This window comes from Ruegeria sp. CJ9 (assembly GCF_056536625.1).
In genome coordinates this window covers 191,026-208,339 of record NZ_JBQFPY010000003.1, presented here as the reverse complement: position 1 = coordinate 208,339, position 17,314 = coordinate 191,026, and the positions used below count along the sequence as shown (strand labels likewise).

Genomic DNA, 17,314 nt, shown 5'->3' with positions numbered 1-17,314 from the left:
AGACCAACATGCACATCGATCCCACCCAACTGAAGATCGTCGAACAGCGCCTGTTGTGGTTGTCTCATTGGATGATCCACCATGCCAACCATGTCCGACCAAAGGTGGATGGGATCAAAATCGGTGGCCATCAGGCTTCGTCTGCTTCGATGGTATCGATCATGACCGCGCTCTACTTCTCGGCCCTACGCCCTGAGGACCGGGTCGCAGTCAAACCCCATGCGTCGCCAGTATTTCACGCGATGCAGTATCTCATGGGTAATCAGACCCGTGAGAAGATGGAGAATTTCCGCGGATTTGGCGGTGTGCAAAGTTATCCAAGCCGGACAAAGGATATTGATGATGTTGATTTCTCGACCGGGTCTGTGGGTTTAGGTGTCGCGATCACCTCGTTTGCCTCGATCATTCAAGACTACATCAAGGCCAAAAGCTGGGGTTCAGACGCGCCAATGGGTCGTATTGTAGCCCTGGTAGGCGACGCCGAACTGGATGAAGGCAACGTCTATGAGGCATTACAAGAAGGCTGGAAAAACGACCTACGAAACACGTGGTGGATCATCGATTACAACCGACAGTCGCTGGACGGTATCGTCCGGGAAGGACTGTTTGAACGGATCGAGAAAATCTTCGATGCATTCAGTTGGGATGTCGTGCGTGTTAAATATGGGGTTCTTCAACGCGCGGCCTTTGAAGAGCCCGGCGGCGACCGCCTGCGTGATTGGATCGACGCTTGCCCCAACCAGGATTACTCCGCTTTGACTTTCATGGGTGGTGCGAATTGGCGACAGCGCCTCATGGACGATCTGGGGGATCAGGGCGATGTGACTGCTTTGATCGAACGGCGCACGGATGCAGAGCTCGCAGCCCTTATGGAGAACCTCGGCGGCAACTGCGTCGAGACCATGGCCCAAACATTTGCCGACATCGATCATGATCGCCCAACATGTTTCCTGGCCTACACAGTCAAAGGATGGGGCACCCCCATTGCAGGCCACAAGGACAATCACGGCGGGCTGATGAACAATAGCCAGTTCGCCGCGTGGCAGTCGCATATGGGTGTGCCGAAGGGCGAAGAATGGGAGCCGCTTGCAACAGTGCAGAACCCAGAAAAGCTCAAGGATTTCCTTGCAAATACGCCTTTCTTCGCCAAAGGTCCGCGCCGCTATTTTGATGATAAGTTGGATGTGCCGCCAATCGGGATCGACACCAGTCGCGAAATCTCGACCCAGATGGCGTTTGGCAAGATCCTTGACGATCTGTCCAAAGGCAACAGCCCATTGGCCGAGCGCATAGTGACAACCTCGCCAGATGTGACAGGCACGACAAGCCTTGGTCCTTGGGTGAACAGGCGCAAGCTATTTGCCCGAGCCGAGCAAGCCGACGCCTTCATAGAACACCGGATCCCATCAACCGCAAAATGGGAATTCACGCCGGAAGGGCAGCATATCGAGCTTGGTATCGCCGAAATGAATCTCATGTTGATTCTTGGGGCGGCGGGTCTGTCGCATTCCCTGTTCGGCAAGCGACTGATCCCAATTGGCACCGTCTATGACCCCTTTGTCAGCCGCGGCCTCGATGCGCTGAATTACGCCTGTTATCAGGACGCGCGTTTCATTCTGGTTGGCACACCATCGGGAATCACTCTCGCCCCCGAAGGTGGAGCACACCAATCCGTTGGAACACCGCTCATCGGGATGAGCCAAGACGGGCTGGCGGCTTTTGAACCCGCCTTCGCCGACGAGCTGGCAGTAATCATGGAGTGGGCCTTTGACTACATGCAACGCGACGGCGAAGGGCAACCGGATGAGCGCACCTGGCTGCGCGATGAAACCGGAGGGTCCGTCTACCTGCGCCTGACCACCAACTCGATTGAACAGCCCGGAAAACGTGTTGACGACGAGTTCCGCCAAGGTGCCATTGATGGGGCCTATTGGTTACGAAAACCCGGGCCCAATTGCGAAGTTGTAGTCGCCTATCAAGGAGCAGTCGCGCCAGAGGCAATCAAAGCCGCCGGTATGATTGGTGAAGGTCGTCGCGACATTGGTGTATTGGCCGTGACATCCGCAGATCGCCTGAATGCCGGATGGACCGCCGCGCAACGAGCGCGTTCTCGCGGTAACCAAGCGGCGCGCTCCCACATCGAAACCCTGATGTCCGACCTTCCGCCACACTGCAAGCTCGTCACCGTTATCGATGGTCATCCTGCAACTCTCTCCTGGCTTGGGGCGGTGCTTGGACATCAGACTATCCCCATGGGCGTCGAGCATTTTGGTCAGACCGGAACGATCGGCGATCTATATCGCCATCACTGTATTGACGCAGACGCTATCCTGGAGAAAGTGAATGGCCTGACACATGGCAGGACCCTTCACCGTGCATAATTGGGTTGGATTTGGGCAATAATGTAGAGAGCAAACCAGCACTGAACATAGACCAAGATAACTATTGGGCCATGTAGAGAGTGCTCTTAGGTTCAATGAACCTGCCGAACCCGAACTTGGCTGGTTTGATTGGAGAAGACGCCAAGGAAACAGGGCTCCTTTGGCAAAAAATCAATAACTTGGCTCTCTGCACCGGCCTTCGGGAGGCAGGGGTCGGAGGTTCGAATCCTCTCACTCCGACCAATATCACCTAACAGACTAACAGATCTAAACGGTGCAACCGCGTCTCTACTAATGATGCGTTTGCTGTTCGGCAGTAAGTTTGGCCGAGAGCGATCTGCTCATCGCGTCCGTATCAAAAACCAAGTTTTTCAACATCCGTTCCAACCACTGCAATGCGCCCGAGGTCAGAAGAAACGTCTCGGGCACCGTCACCCATTCAGCAACCCAAACGCCACCGGATCGTTCGTGTTCATGCAGGGTCAGTTCGCCTATTTGCTCGGCGCGTTGGCGCCCAAGGCGGGCTACGGCTTCGCCGAATTCCGATGCACGTTGGTTTCGTTTGTGGGCCATCGCGGAAGACGCGCCTTGACCAGGTTCCTGAACCTCAAGGAATTCTCCGATGTCAGACGACGACAACTGATTGACGTTATGTGCAATTTTACAAAGCGTCCCGCACAGCGCACCTAAGGCAGTGATGATGTCAGCCACCCCGTCCCGCGCATTCTGCCAATGAGGCTCGACCGTATTCAGTCCAAGAGATGCGGCGATACCTTGTTTGATGCGCTGACCGGTCCCGTTTTCATAGCCACGCAAATCGCCAACAGGTCCACCAATCTGGACATTCAACCCACGTCCTGACGCATCTTTCAGCGCCTGTGAACGGCGTTCAAGTTCCGATCGCCAAACCAATAGCTTTGTGGCCAGCTGAATCGGCACTGCGAATTGCCCGTTTGTGCGACCCATCATCATTGTGTCGGGATGAGAAGAAATATGATGATCAATGGCCGCGATAACGCCATCCAGAGCGTCTTGAACAAACTCTAGCCCCAGCTTCATCTGCAAAGCCATCGCAGTATCCATAATGTCCTGCGTGGTAGCACGGAAATGCACATAGGCGGCGTATTCCGGAAGGAGGGTGCGCATCTGTTTGACCAATCCGACAATCGGGCGACCGACAAACATCATTTCCTCTTGCAGATCGGGCTTGTTAAGATCGCAGATTGACAGGGAATTTATTGCCTTCGCCGCCTCAGCTGGGATCACGTTGGCCATTGCCTGATGCTCGGCTAGCACCTGCTCCACGCGCAACCAGGTCGAGATGACTGTATGTTCCGACCAGATGGACCGCATGTCGGCGCTGGAAAAACAATCCCGGTAGATACCATAATCAAGCATCTCCAAGCCCTCCTTGTGCGATCCGGCGCTCTTTGACGATACCGCGAATTCGGAATGCCATCGCCGCTAGCCCGACCAGCAGGAACGCAAGCGCGATGGGGCGTTCCACAAAGACCAACGCCCCACCTTCGGACATCAGCAACGACTGGCGAAAGGTTTCTTCCGCGCCTTTGGCCAACACAAAAGAGATGACGAATGCGGCAACATTGAAATCAAATTTGCGCATCAGCCAACCGGCGAAACCTGCAACTGTCATGACGGTCACATCAAACATCGACCCACGTGCGGAATAGGCCGCCACAAACGAGGTCAGAAAGATCAGCGGATAAAGAACATTGGTCGGTATCTTCAGGATCAACCGCGCAACCTGCGTAGCCCCGAAATAGCCGATCAGACCGTAGGCAAGAATGCCAAGCATTCCACAGGCGAACAGTTTATAGACCAGTTCCTTATCCGTAAGGAACAGGGTCGGGCCAACCTGAATGCCGTGGATCAGGAAAACACCCAGCAGGATTGCACCGATGGTTGAACCCGGAATACCAAGCGTCAACAGAGGTGCCATTGATGGGCCGGAAACCGCGTTATTGGCGGCCTCGGGCGCGGCCACGCCTTCCAGCGCGCCCTTGCCCCACATTTCCGGGTTATTGGCGCGGCGCTTGCCTTCACCGTATGAGATGAACGCGGCAATGGCTGAACCCAGTCCAGGCAGAACACCGATGCCCGCACCGATGAACCCGCCTCGGAAAGCGTGCGGCAGGCAGGGTTTGTACTCTTCCCATGTCAGAGTGTTTCCGTCCGCCGTGCTTTCGTTCTCTTTGGTGTCACCCGTGGCTTTGCGCCGGGTTTCAAGCTGTGCAAAGACCTCACCCAGAACGAATACGCCGATCATCAGCGGCACAAGACCAATGCCGTTGGACAGCTCGAATGAGCCGAACGTATAGCGTTCTTCGCTTGAGATCGGGTCCAGTCCGACCATTGCAATCAGGATACCCATCAGCGCCGACGCCAACCCTTTGACGATGGAGTTTCCGATGACCGATCCAATCACCACAAAGGCTGCAAAATAGATGGCGAAGGTTTCCGGCGGGCCCAGTTTCAGGGCAATGGCCGCAATGAAACCGACGCCAATGACCAATAGAATGTCTCCCATCAAATCCCCGATGATCGATGAGATTGTCGCCACCTTCATTGCTTTGCCCGCCTTGCCGGCGCGTGCCAGCGGATAGCCGTCAATCTGGGTCGCCGCGCTGGCCGCAGTACCGGGCGTATTGAACAGGATCGCCGCAATCGACCCGCCATAGCGGCCGGACTTTCCGATCACATACAGAAAGGCGAGTGCAAAAATCGGCGACATGTAAAAGGTAATGGGCAACAGCATGGCAATCGCAGCCGATGCCGTGAGGCCGGGCGTGGCACCCACGATCATGCCAACAACCGCAGCAAGGACAATTGCAAACAGCAGCGTGGGGTCTGTGATAACCGAAAGAAGTGCGGGAAAGATTTCCATAGTGGATTACCCCTGAATCCAGCTCAGCAGATCGAAAACCTCGCCATAGGGAGGGTAGACGCCGAGCAGGACAAAAAAGATGAGATGGAAGATCAGCGGGCAAAGGATGACAGACACGGCCAGCCCGATCCGGCTGCGCACACCGAAAAAGTAAAGGACAAGTGGTGCGACAATGGCCGTTGGCAGTAAGTAACCGAACCAGCGGAAGGATTGTTGATAGATCAGAGCAATGATGAACAAGCCAATGATCTGCAAGGCCGCGCCATTATCTTGTGCGTGGCTCGCTCCACCCGTCGTCTGACGTGCTGCACCCACCAGCATAAAGCCCGAGAGAAACAGCAGGGCAACTGCGGCAGAGAACGGCACAATCCCGGCCCATGTATCCCCTGGAGATGCCGCAGGCACCTGCCAGGCGCCCCAGATGGCAAAAATCGAAATGAGGGCAAGCACCAGACCTTCTGCATAGGCACGCATGACGATCCTCTCTATTTTCCGTCGTTAGAATTGGGCCGGGGGATGATCCGCCGGCCCCGGGAGCTTTAGTTGGTCAGGTTTTCAACCAAGGGGGTGGCGTCTTCTTTCATCGCCGAAAGCGCCGCCTTGGCCTCCGCACCGCTCTGATAGACCGGGCCGGTCCCGCGTGAGGCGAGAAGTTCGGCGAATTCCGGCTTGGCAGCGATCTGTTCGAGCGCGGCCTCCATCGCGGCGACCACCTCTGCAGGCGTCCCTTTCGGAGCAAACACGATTACTGGCGAGGATACTGCAGCAAATGGAATACCCAGCTCCCCAAAAGCGGGCACCTCATTCATAATGCCGTCACGCTCCTGACTGTTGACCGCCAGCGCGCGCAGTTGTTCTTCAAAACCTGCCAGTTGCTGAACTCCAAGGAAGCCGAAATCAGCCTGTTCACCGATCAACGCGGCACGGGTCGGCCCGCCCCCTTTGAACGGCACATCCTGAGCTTCGATACCGTTATTGGCCAAAAAACCCATGCCGCCAACGTGATGGAAACCACCGCGGCCCGAATGAGCCCACCGCAATTGGCCGGGGTTGGCCTTAGCGGCATCGATCACATCCTGAACGGATTGAAAGGGGCTGTTGACCGGAACCATTAGCGAAGTCTGCAACTGGCCTACCTGTGCAACGAAGTCAAAGCTTTCCAATGCGTCGATATCGGTATCGCGGGTCATGGTCGACAGCAGGAACGACCCCCCCGACGTCATCATCATAGTGTACCCGTCAGGACGCGCGCCAACGACTGCATTGGCACCGTTCAAACCACCCGAACCGGGTTTATTCACAACTACCACAGGCACGTCCAGAATACCTTCGGCAGCGGCCGAGATAGCGCGCGCATAAGCATCTGTGCCGCCACCCGCCTTGTAGGGGACAACAAGGTTGATCGGGCGTTTCGGCCAATCCGCGGCAAAGCTTGCTGTAGCTGTGGCGGTGACGGCAACTGCCGCGATGGCAACACCAAGAAGAGTTCTGCGTTTCATGAGTAACCTCCCAATTTCACTTGGGATCAAATTACGCGATTTCTTCAATTGTAAAAAATGCAAAGGTGTTATCTACTCTTGCAAATTATGAAAGAGTAGAAGGATGAATATCAAAGCCCTACGCGCGTTTCGCGCTACTTTGTCCGAAGGATCCCTTGTCGCCGCCTCTGAGATCCTTCATCTCAGCCAACCTGCTGTCAGCCGTTTGATCACCGGGCTTGAGGCCGAGCTGAAATTGACGCTTTTTGATCGCGGTGGCCGCAACCTGACGCCGACGCCGGAAGGGTTGGCCTTTTACAAAGAGGCCGGCAGGATTCTGGACAATCTTGACGAAGTTCCGCGCATCGCAGCCGAGATCAAAGCGGGGCGCACCGAAACGCTCCGCATTGTGACGATGCCCCGGATTGCACAATCCCTGTCCGCGCCTGCGGTGGCACGGTTCATGCAAGAGAACCCCAGCACCAATGTAAACCTGGATGTCCGGGCAAGACGCGAGGCGGGAAAATGGCTGGCCGGGCGGGAATACGATATTGGAATTGGGGCGTTGCCCGTCGATCATCCCGGCATCGTCTCCAAACCCCTCTTCCGAGTAAAAGCGCAGGCGGTTTTGCCCGCAGGCCATCCGCTTTCATCCCGAAGTCATTTGACGGCGGACGATCTTGCCGGGGAACCCGTTATACGTCTGATGCATGGTCTGCTGTTGCGGGATCAACTGGACGACTTCTTTCGTTCCGCCGGTGTGACGCCCAGACAAACCTGCGAAGTCGCCGCCTCGCAGCTGGCTTGCGCGCTGGTGGCAGAGGGCGCGGGTATCACGATCGCGGATGAATTGGTGGCCGCTCAGGTCGCGTCCGCAAACCTTACGCTTGTTCCCGTGGCCCCAGAGCGGTGGATGACCTTTGGGCTGCTCTATCCGGTTTCCGAAACAGGGTCTAAAACTCTGCCGCTGTTCGAAAAGGCCTTGTTCGACGTCGTCAACGAATTGGCACAGCAGAGTGAGACGCTTGAACCCACCAATTAGAGCAACCTCAGGAACCGGACATTGGCGACAAAGGGTCGTCCGATATGCGAAATGCGCGGCGGTATCTTGACGGTCCGATTGCCGCGGGGTCTCAAGTAGCTCGGTCCTTTAGCGGCGCGGCAACTGAACCCAGTATGGTATCGGCATGAGCGTATGCGCGCCCACCAGCGTTCCTTTGCCTTGACTGCAAGTAGCTTTTCGCCGATCCACCAATTCTCGCATTTTCTCCGTTGTGCCATAGTTTAAGATGCGGCCCATCGCCACCACTCTGGTCCGGCAGAGAATCAGTTACTAAAGGCCCTGTACGTGAATATTGAAAACCGCATGACACTGCCGCCTCGCCATGAGTTGCGAAATGTGCGCAATCGGGGCATTACTTTCCTGGCCCTGGCGTTTCTGTTCAGCATCTTCGTTAACCTTCTGATGCTGACCGGGCCTTTGTTCATGCTGCAGGTTTACGATCGGGTCCTGGGCTCGCGCGCTGTGGAAACGCTGACAGCACTGTTTTTGCTGGTAGCCCTGCTATATGGCCTTATGGCGATGCTGGATTTTGCCCGCGGCAGAATCGTGGCTAGATTCGGTGCCCGGTTCCAGTCTGAACTGGATGAACGTGTGTTCGACGCCACCCTGCGCCGATCACTTTTTCCACAAGCACGGTCCGCTCCGGCCACGGCATTGCGCGATCTTGAGTCGATTCAGAACCTGTGTGCCTCGCCCGTTCTATTGGCGGTGATGGATATTCCGTGGACACCAGTATTTCTGGCAGCAATCTTCTTGTTTCACCCGTTGCTAGGCTGGTTGGCCGTGGCGGGCGGGAGTTTGCTTATCCTGATCGCCTTGTTGAACCAGTGGCTAACCCACAGCAAGGTGGCTTCAGCACAAAGGGCGTCGGCCCAGGCCAACGCGTTTTCCGAACACGCAAGACAAGCGGCCGAAGTGGTGCGATCGCAAGGCATGCAAGAGGACATAACCCAACGCTGGCAGCGGCAGCGCACCAATGCCCTGCGTCAGACCATTGCCGCCAGTGACTGGACAGGCAGCTTTACCTCGCTGACCAAATCACTGCGGTTGTTTTTGCAATCGGCCATGCTGGCGCTTGGCGCTTGGCTGGTGCTACGCAACGAACTGACGCCAGGGGCGATGATTGCCGGCTCTATCTTGTTGGGGCGGGCGCTGGCACCCGTTGAGCAGGCGGTTGGCCAATGGGGTATGGTTGAACGGGCCCGCACGGCCTGGAGTTCGCTTAACCGGTTTCTGGATGCGACCCCACCTGAAAAACCTCGCACCAAACTGCCTGTGCCCGAGGCCCGGCTGACCGCAAAAAGCCTAACTGTCATTCCTCCGGGTGCAGACAAGCCGACGCTGCGCAATGTCGCTTTGCGGCTAGAACCAGGTAAAGCGCTTGGCGTCATCGGTAAAAGCGGCTCGGGGAAATCGACGCTGGCCAAAGCCCTTTTGGGCCTGTGGCAACCTGCCGCCGGGGAAATACGGTTGGGTGGTGCAACACTGGATCAATATGATCCCGACGATCTGGGCCAGCATATTGGTTACCTGCCGCAGGAAGTTACTCTGTTCAACGGATCCGTGGCTGAAAACATTGCCCGCATGTCGGAAAATCCCGACCCTGACGCGGTTGTAGCCGCAGCAAAAATGGCCAACGCGCATGATCTGATCCTGTCATTGAGCAAAGGATATGACACATTTCTGGAAGGCAATGACAGCCAATTGTCGGGCGGGCAAAAGCAACGTATCGCACTGGCCCGCGCCCTTTACGGCAACCCGGTTCTGTTGATTCTGGATGAGCCGAACTCGGCCCTGGATGCCGATGGGACCGAGGCGCTGAACGCCGCTGTTCGAGGTCTGAAAGAGGCCGGAAAATCAACCATCATCATGACCCACCGCCCTCAGGCAATTTCGGAATGTGACGATCTGGCCGTTGTCGAAAACGGGCAAGTTGTGAAATCCGGCACTCGGGATGAGGTGCTGGGTGCAATGGTACAAAACGCTGGCGCCATCAAACGCGGCCTCAGTCAGGTGAAAAAAGATGCAGGATAAGACGGGTAAAGACACGCGCCCGGTGTGGCACATCACGATACCAGCCTTGGTCGGTTTTGTGGCCTTGCTGATTTTGGTTGGCGGGCTTGGCATCTGGTCCGTGCAGACCCGACTGGCCGGGGCGATCATATCGCAAGGAACCATCGAGGTTCAAAGTAGCCGACAGGTAGTGGAACATCCTGATGGTGGCGTTGTGGGCGAGATTTTCGTACGCGACGGTGACGAAGTCGCTGACGGAGATATGCTGGTCCGATTAGATGATACGTTTTTGTCTTCGGAGAGAACCATAGTTGAATCTCAGCTTTTCGAACTGTTGGCGCGTAGAGCCCGATTGGTGGCAGAACGCGACGGTGGCGATGCCCCAGCCTTGGCAGCTCTGCTTGAAGAGATTCAAAAGCAGGACGATATCGACGCTGAACTGATTGCCGGTCAGCAACGCCTGTTCGAGGCCCGTCTGGAAACACTGGACCAACAGACCCAACAATTGGGCAAACAGCGGGTTCAAATCGACAGTGAAATCGAAGGAACCGAGGCACAGCTAGTGTCCTTGCGTCGCCAGGTGGAACTGATTCAAAACGAGCTGAAGGACCAACAAGACCTGTTACAACGCGGTTTGACTCAGGCCAGCCGCGTGTCCGCCTTGCAGCGGGAAGAGGCCAGCCTGACGGGTGAGATTGGTAGGCTCGAAGCTGCTGTGGCTCGCCTGAAAGGTCAGATTTCAGCAACCGAGATTGAGATTGTCGAATTGACGGCCACGCGGCGGGAAGAGGCTATTACCGAACTGCGGGACGTTCAGACGCAGATCGCTGAGTTGGCTGAGCGACGTCTTTCTCTGGAAGAACGGCTATCAAGGTTGGACATTCGCGCACCCGTTGCAGGTACGGTCTATGGCAGTCAGGTTTTCGCCCTGCAATCGGTGATTCAACCAGCCGAGCCTATGATGTATATTGTACCCCAAGACACGCCGTTGCTGGTGGCAGCGCGCGTTGATGCGATCCACGTAGATCAATTGCATATTGGGCAACCAGTGGCGTTACGGTTCACGGCTTTCAATCAACGAGAGACGCCTGAGATTGACGGGCGGGTAGTCACCGTCTCGGCGGATACATTCACTGATGACGTAACTGGTCAGACATTCTACCGCGCCGAGGTCGCCCCCGAAGACAATCAGATCGAGCGGTTGAATGGGCAAGCCCTGTTACCGGGCATGCCGGTGGAAACCATGATCAAGACCGACGAAAGAACCCCTTTGTCCTATATGGTCAAACCCATGGCCGACTATTTCAACCGGGCTTTCCGTGAATAATGGGCTGCGGTTTCAGACCGGTTCGAGGTTGCCCAGAAGGATCGAGGTCATATCGGTGCTAATCACATTGTCGACCACAGTGACATCGACACCGGTTTCATAACTGACATTGTTCTCGGTAATCCCGGACAGGTCTGCGTCATCATCAAGGAAAACCCATTCCGCTTCATGCGCGGTGGGCAGACCTACGGCTATTTGCAAGATGGCCAGCGCATCCAACGCATTGACCATTCCGTCCTGTGTAATATCGGCCGCGATCAGGTTCTCGGGCGTGGCCGGACCCCAGGTCGGGTCTAACCCGACCGACATGCGCAAGACCTGCAACGCATCCAGCGCCGTGATCTCATAGCTGGCCGTCGAATAGGTCTTGATGATATCCAACTCCCCCTCGAATGTGCCTGACGGCAAATCCAGATCGAACCGCCCCTCGCCATCCGCTCTGAAGCTGATGGTTCCGCCGCCATCCGGTGTAAATCGAATCTCAGCGTCCGACAGGCCAGGATTCGCGGTTTCGGAGTTGACAGTCACAGTGCCCTGCACCCCATCCGAGCTGCCAGGATCCAACCCACCAAAATCGCCAAAATCGACAGGGATATGATCCGGCCCGCCAAAGCCCGCACCAAAGACTTCGGCGCTGGTCAGGGGCCCTCCGGTTGAAGAGTTGATCACGATGACCTCATCGAGAAATTCAATCTGCGCCCCCTGCGCCGTGGCTGTGAACATCAGTTGCCCTGGAGTGCGCAGCAGCGGATAGTCGAATAAATCCAACCGGTCGGTTCCGGCCTGAAAACCGTTAATTGTTGTGGGGTCACTGCCGTATTGCATAACAAAGATATCCGCGCCGGCACCCCCATGCATGGTTGTTGCGCCGATACCTGCGATCAGAATGTCGTCACCTGCGCCACCCATCAGGGTTGTTTCGAGGATACTGCCGCTGAGCATGTCATTCTGCGCAGTTCCCGTCACCGTACCAAAGCCATCGCGCACGATGCCCAAATCCGCAATCGAAACGCTGAGTTGCGTCAAGCCTTCATCCTGTTGCGCGCCGACAAGAATCTGAAGCTCGTCCCCGACATGGGCAACACTCAATGTTTCGACATTCTGCAACCCGCTATGAATAGTGTCGGCAAAGCTGTCCTGATGCACCAATTGCCCGCCAGGTGTCAGCGTGAAAAGGGAAACGCCATCATCGCCGCCACCAGCAACAATAAACACATGCCCGTCAGCCTCGATCACGGCCAAATCCTGAACCGTTTCGAACCGTGTATGCAAGGAATCCAAAACATGATCCGTGGGGATCAATCGCCCGTCACCCGCTAACTCCATAACGCTCAGCGAGTTGCTGCCTGCCCCTGCCACAATGACCCAGGATTGGCCATAGGCTTGCACCACTTCGACCGCCGTCGGTGAAGTAATCCCTAAAGTCGCTAGCGCGTCGCTGTTGTCGACCACTGTCAAAGCACCGGTGTTTTGATCGACATTGTAGGTGCTGATCGTGCCGGTGGTCGCGTCGGCTGCAATCACGAAATGATCCGCCCCGGCTTGCAGAACTTGCATCGAATCAGCCTGCCCCGCGATCGACGCCGACAGGCTCAATGTGCCGTCCCCGTTCACGGTATAGGTTGCAATCTGCCCTGTCGATTCGTGCGCGATGGTCAGGATATCGCCGAACTGCACTAGGGCCGAGATATCTCCGCCGCCGGTCAGTGTCCCCGTTTCCTGAAGCGGGCCTACGGTTCCATCTGGGTTCAGGTCATACCCGATCAATCCAGTCGCCGTACGTACATCCAGAACAAGCTGATCGTCTCCGGCCAGCGTTACAGGAATACCGATATCGCCAACCTGAAACGTTATCGTTCCACTAAAATATTCGGTGTCTTGCAATTGCGGCAGCGCACCTTCGACCAGCTTCCAAACCGCGATACCGCCGCCCGGACCGGTCACGCTGTACAGGTACGTGACGTCATTAAGCGTTTTTAAAGCCGTATGGCCGATACCTGAATCGAGCGCTGCGCTCCCCGTTGCAACCACTCCTTCGAACTGAAGCATCATATCCAATCACCCCACGCCACACCCGGCACCGATTACAGGATGATCCGATGCCCAGTCCGAAACCAAAGCTGGAATGTGGAGAAAACGAGGAGTTCGGCTTCAGTTTAACTCAATTTTTTCTGGTCCGACCGCATGAGTCACCGAAGAGAAAGACAGATGAACAAAACCTGGATTCTTCGAGCGGATGCGGAAACCACATGTGAGGGCAAGATGACCAAAGAACCTGAATCCAAGATCAACCCGGCCGATGCTCAGCCTGATACCGAACGCAAGCGACACATCCGCCAGTGGATTGACGGCAAGATGCGCCGTTGGGCCGGACGTGGCATTGTTGGCGGGCTCGGGTCAACGATCCTCGCGCTGCCCGCCCTGGCGCAGGCCACAATCGAAGAGCTTTATGCATTCCAATTCGCGGAAACGATTCCTGGCGTAAGATCCGTCAAGCTGTTGGACAATGGCGACGTTCTTTTGAAATTGGCCGATGGTCGCAAGATGGTTGTCGCCGCCGAAAACGTACAGGTGCTTGATAGTGGCGCAATCATGATCGCCGAAGACGCCGTGTCCGAGATTGCCCAGTTCAGCCTGGCAGAGGCCGGAGGCGCTGCAGCGGCAGGAGGTCTTAGCGGCGCAACCGCGGCGCTGGGTGGTCTTGGTTTGGCGGGTGCTGCAGCCGCTGCCGGGGGTGGCGGCGGCGGTGGCGGAGACGACGATACCGCGCCGTCACCCGCACCTGCGCCTGCACCGACACCCAGCTATCCGGTTCTCAACTTGGCAAGTTCGCAGGGCGATATGCTAAGCACGGCACGCACTGGACTGACTGCACCAGAGGGTACTGAAACTGTCGAAGTGACAATCGGATCGCTCACCAAAACCGTAACCCCCGAAGATGACGGAAGCTGGAGCCTTTCGCTGACTCCTGCCGAGGCCGCAACCTTGCCACAGGGCGTGCAAACCGTAACGGTCCGCAATCTCGACGCCGAGGGCGCGGAATTGTCAGCAGAAACAGTGACATTTGCCGTGGATACCATCCCACCGACCCTGACCATTACAGGGTTTTCGGACGGGGCGGTGATGAATGCCTCGGAACAGACCACTGATCTCAACGTAGTCGGGACAACGAACGCCCAGGATGGGCAAACCGTAGTCGTCACGATCAACGGACAACCCTTCACCGGTACTGTTGCTGGCGGACAATGGAGCGTATCGGTCCCTGCCGCCAATCTGGCGACCCTGCCGGACGGTGCCACATTTGCGGTCACCGCAGATGTCAACGATCAGGCAGGTAACTCGGCAACACAAGCCGATGCCAGCTTTGATACAGACTTTACCGCTCCGACGATTACTCTGGACCCTGTTGCCGGCGGGTCTATCGAATTGATCGATGTCAGCGCCGACCTGACCCTGACAGGGTCAACCACAGCTGTCGACGGTCAGACGGTTTCCGTCACATTTGACGGTCAAACATATTCAACCACGGCCACGGGTGGCGCATGGAGCGTAACAGTCCCAAGCGCCGATCTGACCGGGCTATCGACGGGTGTTCCGGCAACCGTCAATGTCACGGTCAGCGATGCCGCCGGCAACATTTCGGTCCCGGCTTCGGCTTCTGTTCCTGTTGATTTGACGGGCCCGTCTATCTCCGTTTCTCCGCTATCCGTTGGCGGGGTTCTCAACGCGGTCGAGGTTGGGTCCGATCTGACAATCTCGGGATCGACGGCCAATGTTGAAGACGGCCAGCAGGTCACCGTTACCTTGAACGGCCAAACCTATACAGACACGGTCTCGGGCGGGAGTTGGAGCGTGACAGTTCCGGCCGCTGACCTGGCATCCCTGGCTGACGGAGGAAGCTTTGCGGTGACTGCTGACGTTTCCGATACCGATGGGCTGGCAGCACCTCAAGCCAGTGTACCTCTTGCCAAAGATGCAACCGCCCCGACCCTGTCCATTGACAGTTTTTCGGATGGCGCTGTTCTGAACGCAACCGAGCAGGGAACAGACTTGACCATCAACGGTTCGACCACGGCCGAAGATGGTCAGCTCGTGACGGTTTCGATGAACGGTCAGACCTATACCGGGGCGGCCTCGGGTGGCGCATGGTCTGTCACTGTTCCTGCGGCGGATCTTGCCGCCTTGTCTGACGGTGTCACCATTCCGGTCACGGCAGACGTGTCCGACACGGCGGGAAATCCGGCGATCCAGGCCAGCAACAGCTTTGATACAGACTTTACCGCCCCTTCGATCAGCGTCACAGGCCTGTCGGATGGCGCCGTCATGAATGCCGTGGAACAAGGCACAGACCTGACTGTCAGCGGTACCTCTGACGCCGCAGACGGCACGGTTGTCACGGTCGAAATCGCCCGACCCGACGGAACCGTGGATGTCACGGGCACCGCTACGGTCAATAGCGGCAGTTGGAGCTATACAGCCTCGGCTGCAGATCTTAGCGCATTGCAGGATGGCGTATCATATGATGTCGATGCTTCGGTAACCGACGCGGCAGGCAACAGCGCGCAGGACACCACAAGCTTTGCCACTGATTTCACTGTTCCGACAGTGACTCTCGACCCCTTGCCGGTTGGAACCGAATTGGACGTGACCGAGCAAGGCAGCGACCTCACGATCTCGGGCACGACCAGTGCCGAGGATGGGCAAACCGTTTCCGTCAGCCTGAATGGCCAAACGTATACCGGTACCGCGTCGGGTGGTTTCTGGTTTGCAACCGTTCCTTCCGCTGATCTGGCGGCCCTTGCAGACAGTACGGGCTATCCGATTTCAGCCAGTGTAGCCGATCAGGCCGGAAACCCGGCCACCTCGGCGACCATCACATTGACCACTGACCTTCGGCCCGTATTGACCATAAACCCTGTCGGTTCAAACGGCGCTGTGTCGTTGGCCGACGCGCAGGCGTCAGGTGTAACCGTATCGGGCACATCTGCCGGACTAAGTGCAGGTCAGGCGGTGGACGTCACCCTGAACGGCAGCCCCGTCGGTTCTGCGACGGTCGCCGCAGATGGAAGCTGGTCTCTAGCTGTTCCTGCCTCGAATTTCTCGGGGATTAACGCAGGTGACGACCTTGATTTTGCAGCGGACGCAACTGTTTCCGGTGGTCCTTATCCCCTAACCGCAAACGATGACAATACGGCCCATGAACCAGCCGCTTACGTCATTACACAGGCCGGAATCAGCGGGAACACCGTGACATTCGAGATCTATGCAGATGCTGATCGGGATATCTCAAGCGGTCTTGCAATGACGGCAGAACTGGGCTTTGACCCATCCGTCGTAACCTTCGACACTGGGTCGGATGTTGGCAACGGGGCATTCGATTTCTTCGTGTCCAACCCGATCGGAGGGAACGTGATCCGCTTTGCCGGTGCAGCAACCACCTTCACGGATCTGAACCAGCCTCTGGTTACATTCGAGATGACCGTTGTTGACCCAAATCAGCCCATCGAGTTGACGATCACGACCCCGGATGGTGGTCCAAGCGTTTACCAGATTGGCACCAGCGGCGACGACACCTTGGTAGCCTCTGATTTGGATAATTTTATCCGCGGTCAAGACGGTGATGATGCGATTGACGTTTCGGACGCTGGGCGCGACGTCATCCTATTCGAAGCTGATCCAGCCGCAAACGGCGTCGATACAGTGACAGGCTTTTCAATTGGAACCGCGACCGAAGTGTCTGATGCTGTGATGTTCAGCGGCCTAAGCTTCGGAACACTTCGCGGAGATGGCTCCGATGTCGAGACACTGGCCGTCGGTGACGCCATCGGCGCAGATACCGGGGTCGTCGGTCTGACTACGGTATTGGGCGACCTGTCTGAGAACACGATCGAAACTGCAGTTGAAAGCCTGACCGGGATTCAAACTGGCGACGAGATTTACGTGATGGCGACGGATGGGACCGACAGTGTGCTGGTCAAAGTCGACTATACCGCCCCGAACTCTGCAACGGTTGAAACCGTGGCGCAATTCTCCGGATTGGATGACCTAAGCGGTCTGAGTGCGGACAACATCCTGCACACCGACCCCACCGGGGCCACAGCCTGAACAGAAATTCGGCTGCCGCCGTTTCTGGCGGCGGTCACTCAA

10 protein-coding genes are annotated in these 17,314 nt (G+C 56.7%); 5 read left to right on the top strand and 5 right to left on the bottom strand.

Annotated elements, in window-relative coordinates; all coding sequences use genetic code 11:
• Positions 1 to 8: 8 nt before the first annotated feature.
• On the top strand, positions 9 to 2,381 hold the full coding sequence (locus ACR0AJ_RS09025; RefSeq protein WP_480740652.1) for a 1-deoxy-D-xylulose-5-phosphate synthase N-terminal domain-containing protein: 2,373 nt from the start codon (positions 9 to 11) through the stop codon (positions 2,379 to 2,381).
• A gap of 291 nt (positions 2,382 to 2,672) precedes the next feature.
• Here ACR0AJ_RS09025 and ACR0AJ_RS09020 read toward each other — a convergent pair whose 3' ends face one another.
• The 4 genes from ACR0AJ_RS09020 to ACR0AJ_RS09005 form a co-directional block, all read right to left on the bottom strand.
• Positions 2,673 to 3,779 carry a lyase family protein gene (locus ACR0AJ_RS09020; protein WP_480740651.1) on the bottom strand — a complete coding sequence of 369 codons (1,107 nt, stop codon included), beginning with the start codon at positions 3,777 to 3,779 and terminating at the stop codon, positions 2,673 to 2,675.
• On the bottom strand, positions 3,772 to 5,286 hold the full coding sequence (locus ACR0AJ_RS09015) for a tripartite tricarboxylate transporter permease (protein WP_170361827.1): 1,515 nt from the start codon (positions 5,284 to 5,286) through the stop codon (positions 3,772 to 3,774). The genes ACR0AJ_RS09020 and ACR0AJ_RS09015 overlap by 8 nt, the downstream gene beginning before the upstream one ends.
• Before the next feature lie 6 nt (positions 5,287 to 5,292).
• Positions 5,293 to 5,760 (bottom strand): tripartite tricarboxylate transporter TctB family protein, encoded by a 468-nt coding sequence (locus ACR0AJ_RS09010; RefSeq protein WP_480647388.1) that lies wholly within the window; start codon positions 5,758 to 5,760, stop codon positions 5,293 to 5,295.
• Positions 5,761 to 5,825: 65 nt separating this feature from the next.
• Positions 5,826 to 6,785: a tripartite tricarboxylate transporter substrate binding protein gene (locus tag ACR0AJ_RS09005; protein WP_480647386.1), complete on the bottom strand. Its 960-nt coding sequence runs from the start codon at positions 6,783 to 6,785 to the stop codon at positions 5,826 to 5,828.
• Positions 6,786 to 6,888: 103 nt separating this feature from the next.
• Between ACR0AJ_RS09005 and ACR0AJ_RS09000 the strand changes: the two genes are divergently transcribed.
• The 3 genes from ACR0AJ_RS09000 (at position 6,889) to ACR0AJ_RS08990 (ending at position 11,167) form a co-directional block, all read left to right on the top strand.
• Complete coding sequence (locus tag ACR0AJ_RS09000) at positions 6,889 to 7,806, top strand: LysR family transcriptional regulator (protein ID WP_170350012.1); 918 nt, start codon at positions 6,889 to 6,891, stop codon at positions 7,804 to 7,806.
• Between the two features lie 324 nt (positions 7,807 to 8,130).
• Positions 8,131 to 9,861, top strand: coding sequence for a type I secretion system permease/ATPase (locus ACR0AJ_RS08995; protein ID WP_170350011.1), 1,731 nt, complete (start codon positions 8,131 to 8,133; stop codon positions 9,859 to 9,861).
• Positions 9,851 to 11,167 carry an HlyD family type I secretion periplasmic adaptor subunit gene (locus ACR0AJ_RS08990; protein WP_170350010.1) on the top strand — a complete coding sequence of 439 codons (1,317 nt, stop codon included), beginning with the start codon at positions 9,851 to 9,853 and terminating at the stop codon, positions 11,165 to 11,167. The genes ACR0AJ_RS08995 and ACR0AJ_RS08990 overlap by 11 nt, the downstream gene beginning before the upstream one ends.
• Positions 11,168 to 11,179: 12 nt before the next feature.
• Here ACR0AJ_RS08990 and ACR0AJ_RS08985 read toward each other — a convergent pair whose 3' ends face one another.
• Positions 11,180 to 13,219: a hcalcium-binding protein gene (locus ACR0AJ_RS08985; protein ID WP_480740649.1), complete on the bottom strand. Its 2,040-nt coding sequence runs from the start codon at positions 13,217 to 13,219 to the stop codon at positions 11,180 to 11,182.
• Positions 13,220 to 13,375: 156 nt separating this feature from the next.
• Here ACR0AJ_RS08985 and ACR0AJ_RS08980 point away from each other — a divergent pair, with 156 nt between their 5' ends.
• A complete protein-coding gene (locus tag ACR0AJ_RS08980; RefSeq protein ID WP_480740648.1) occupies positions 13,376 to 17,272 on the top strand; it encodes a beta strand repeat-containing protein in 3,897 nt (1,298 codons plus the stop codon).
• Positions 17,273 to 17,314: the final 42 nt, after the last annotated feature.

Excerpts from the sequence above, each read along its gene's own strand:
- ACR0AJ_RS08985 (WP_480740649.1), bottom strand. The coding sequence starts at position 13,219 with ATGATGCTTCAGTTCGAAGGAGTGGTTGCAACGGGGAGCGCAGCGCTC.
- ACR0AJ_RS09000 (WP_170350012.1), top strand. The coding sequence starts at position 6,889 with ATGAATATCAAAGCCCTACGCGCGTTTCGCGCTACTTTGTCCGAAGGA.
- ACR0AJ_RS09015 (WP_170361827.1), bottom strand. The coding sequence starts at position 5,286 with ATGGAAATCTTTCCCGCACTTCTTTCGGTTATCACAGACCCCACGCTG.
- ACR0AJ_RS08995 (WP_170350011.1), top strand. The coding sequence starts at position 8,131 with ATGACACTGCCGCCTCGCCATGAGTTGCGAAATGTGCGCAATCGGGGC.
- ACR0AJ_RS09010 (WP_480647388.1), bottom strand. The coding sequence starts at position 5,760 with ATGCGTGCCTATGCAGAAGGTCTGGTGCTTGCCCTCATTTCGATTTTT.
- ACR0AJ_RS08980 (WP_480740648.1), top strand. The coding sequence starts at position 13,376 with ATGAACAAAACCTGGATTCTTCGAGCGGATGCGGAAACCACATGTGAG.
- ACR0AJ_RS09020 (WP_480740651.1), bottom strand. The coding sequence starts at position 3,779 with ATGCTTGATTATGGTATCTACCGGGATTGTTTTTCCAGCGCCGACATG.
- ACR0AJ_RS08990 (WP_170350010.1), top strand. The coding sequence starts at position 9,851 with ATGCAGGATAAGACGGGTAAAGACACGCGCCCGGTGTGGCACATCACG.
- ACR0AJ_RS09005 (WP_480647386.1), bottom strand. The coding sequence starts at position 6,785 with ATGAAACGCAGAACTCTTCTTGGTGTTGCCATCGCGGCAGTTGCCGTC.
- ACR0AJ_RS09025 (WP_480740652.1), top strand. The coding sequence starts at position 9 with ATGCACATCGATCCCACCCAACTGAAGATCGTCGAACAGCGCCTGTTG.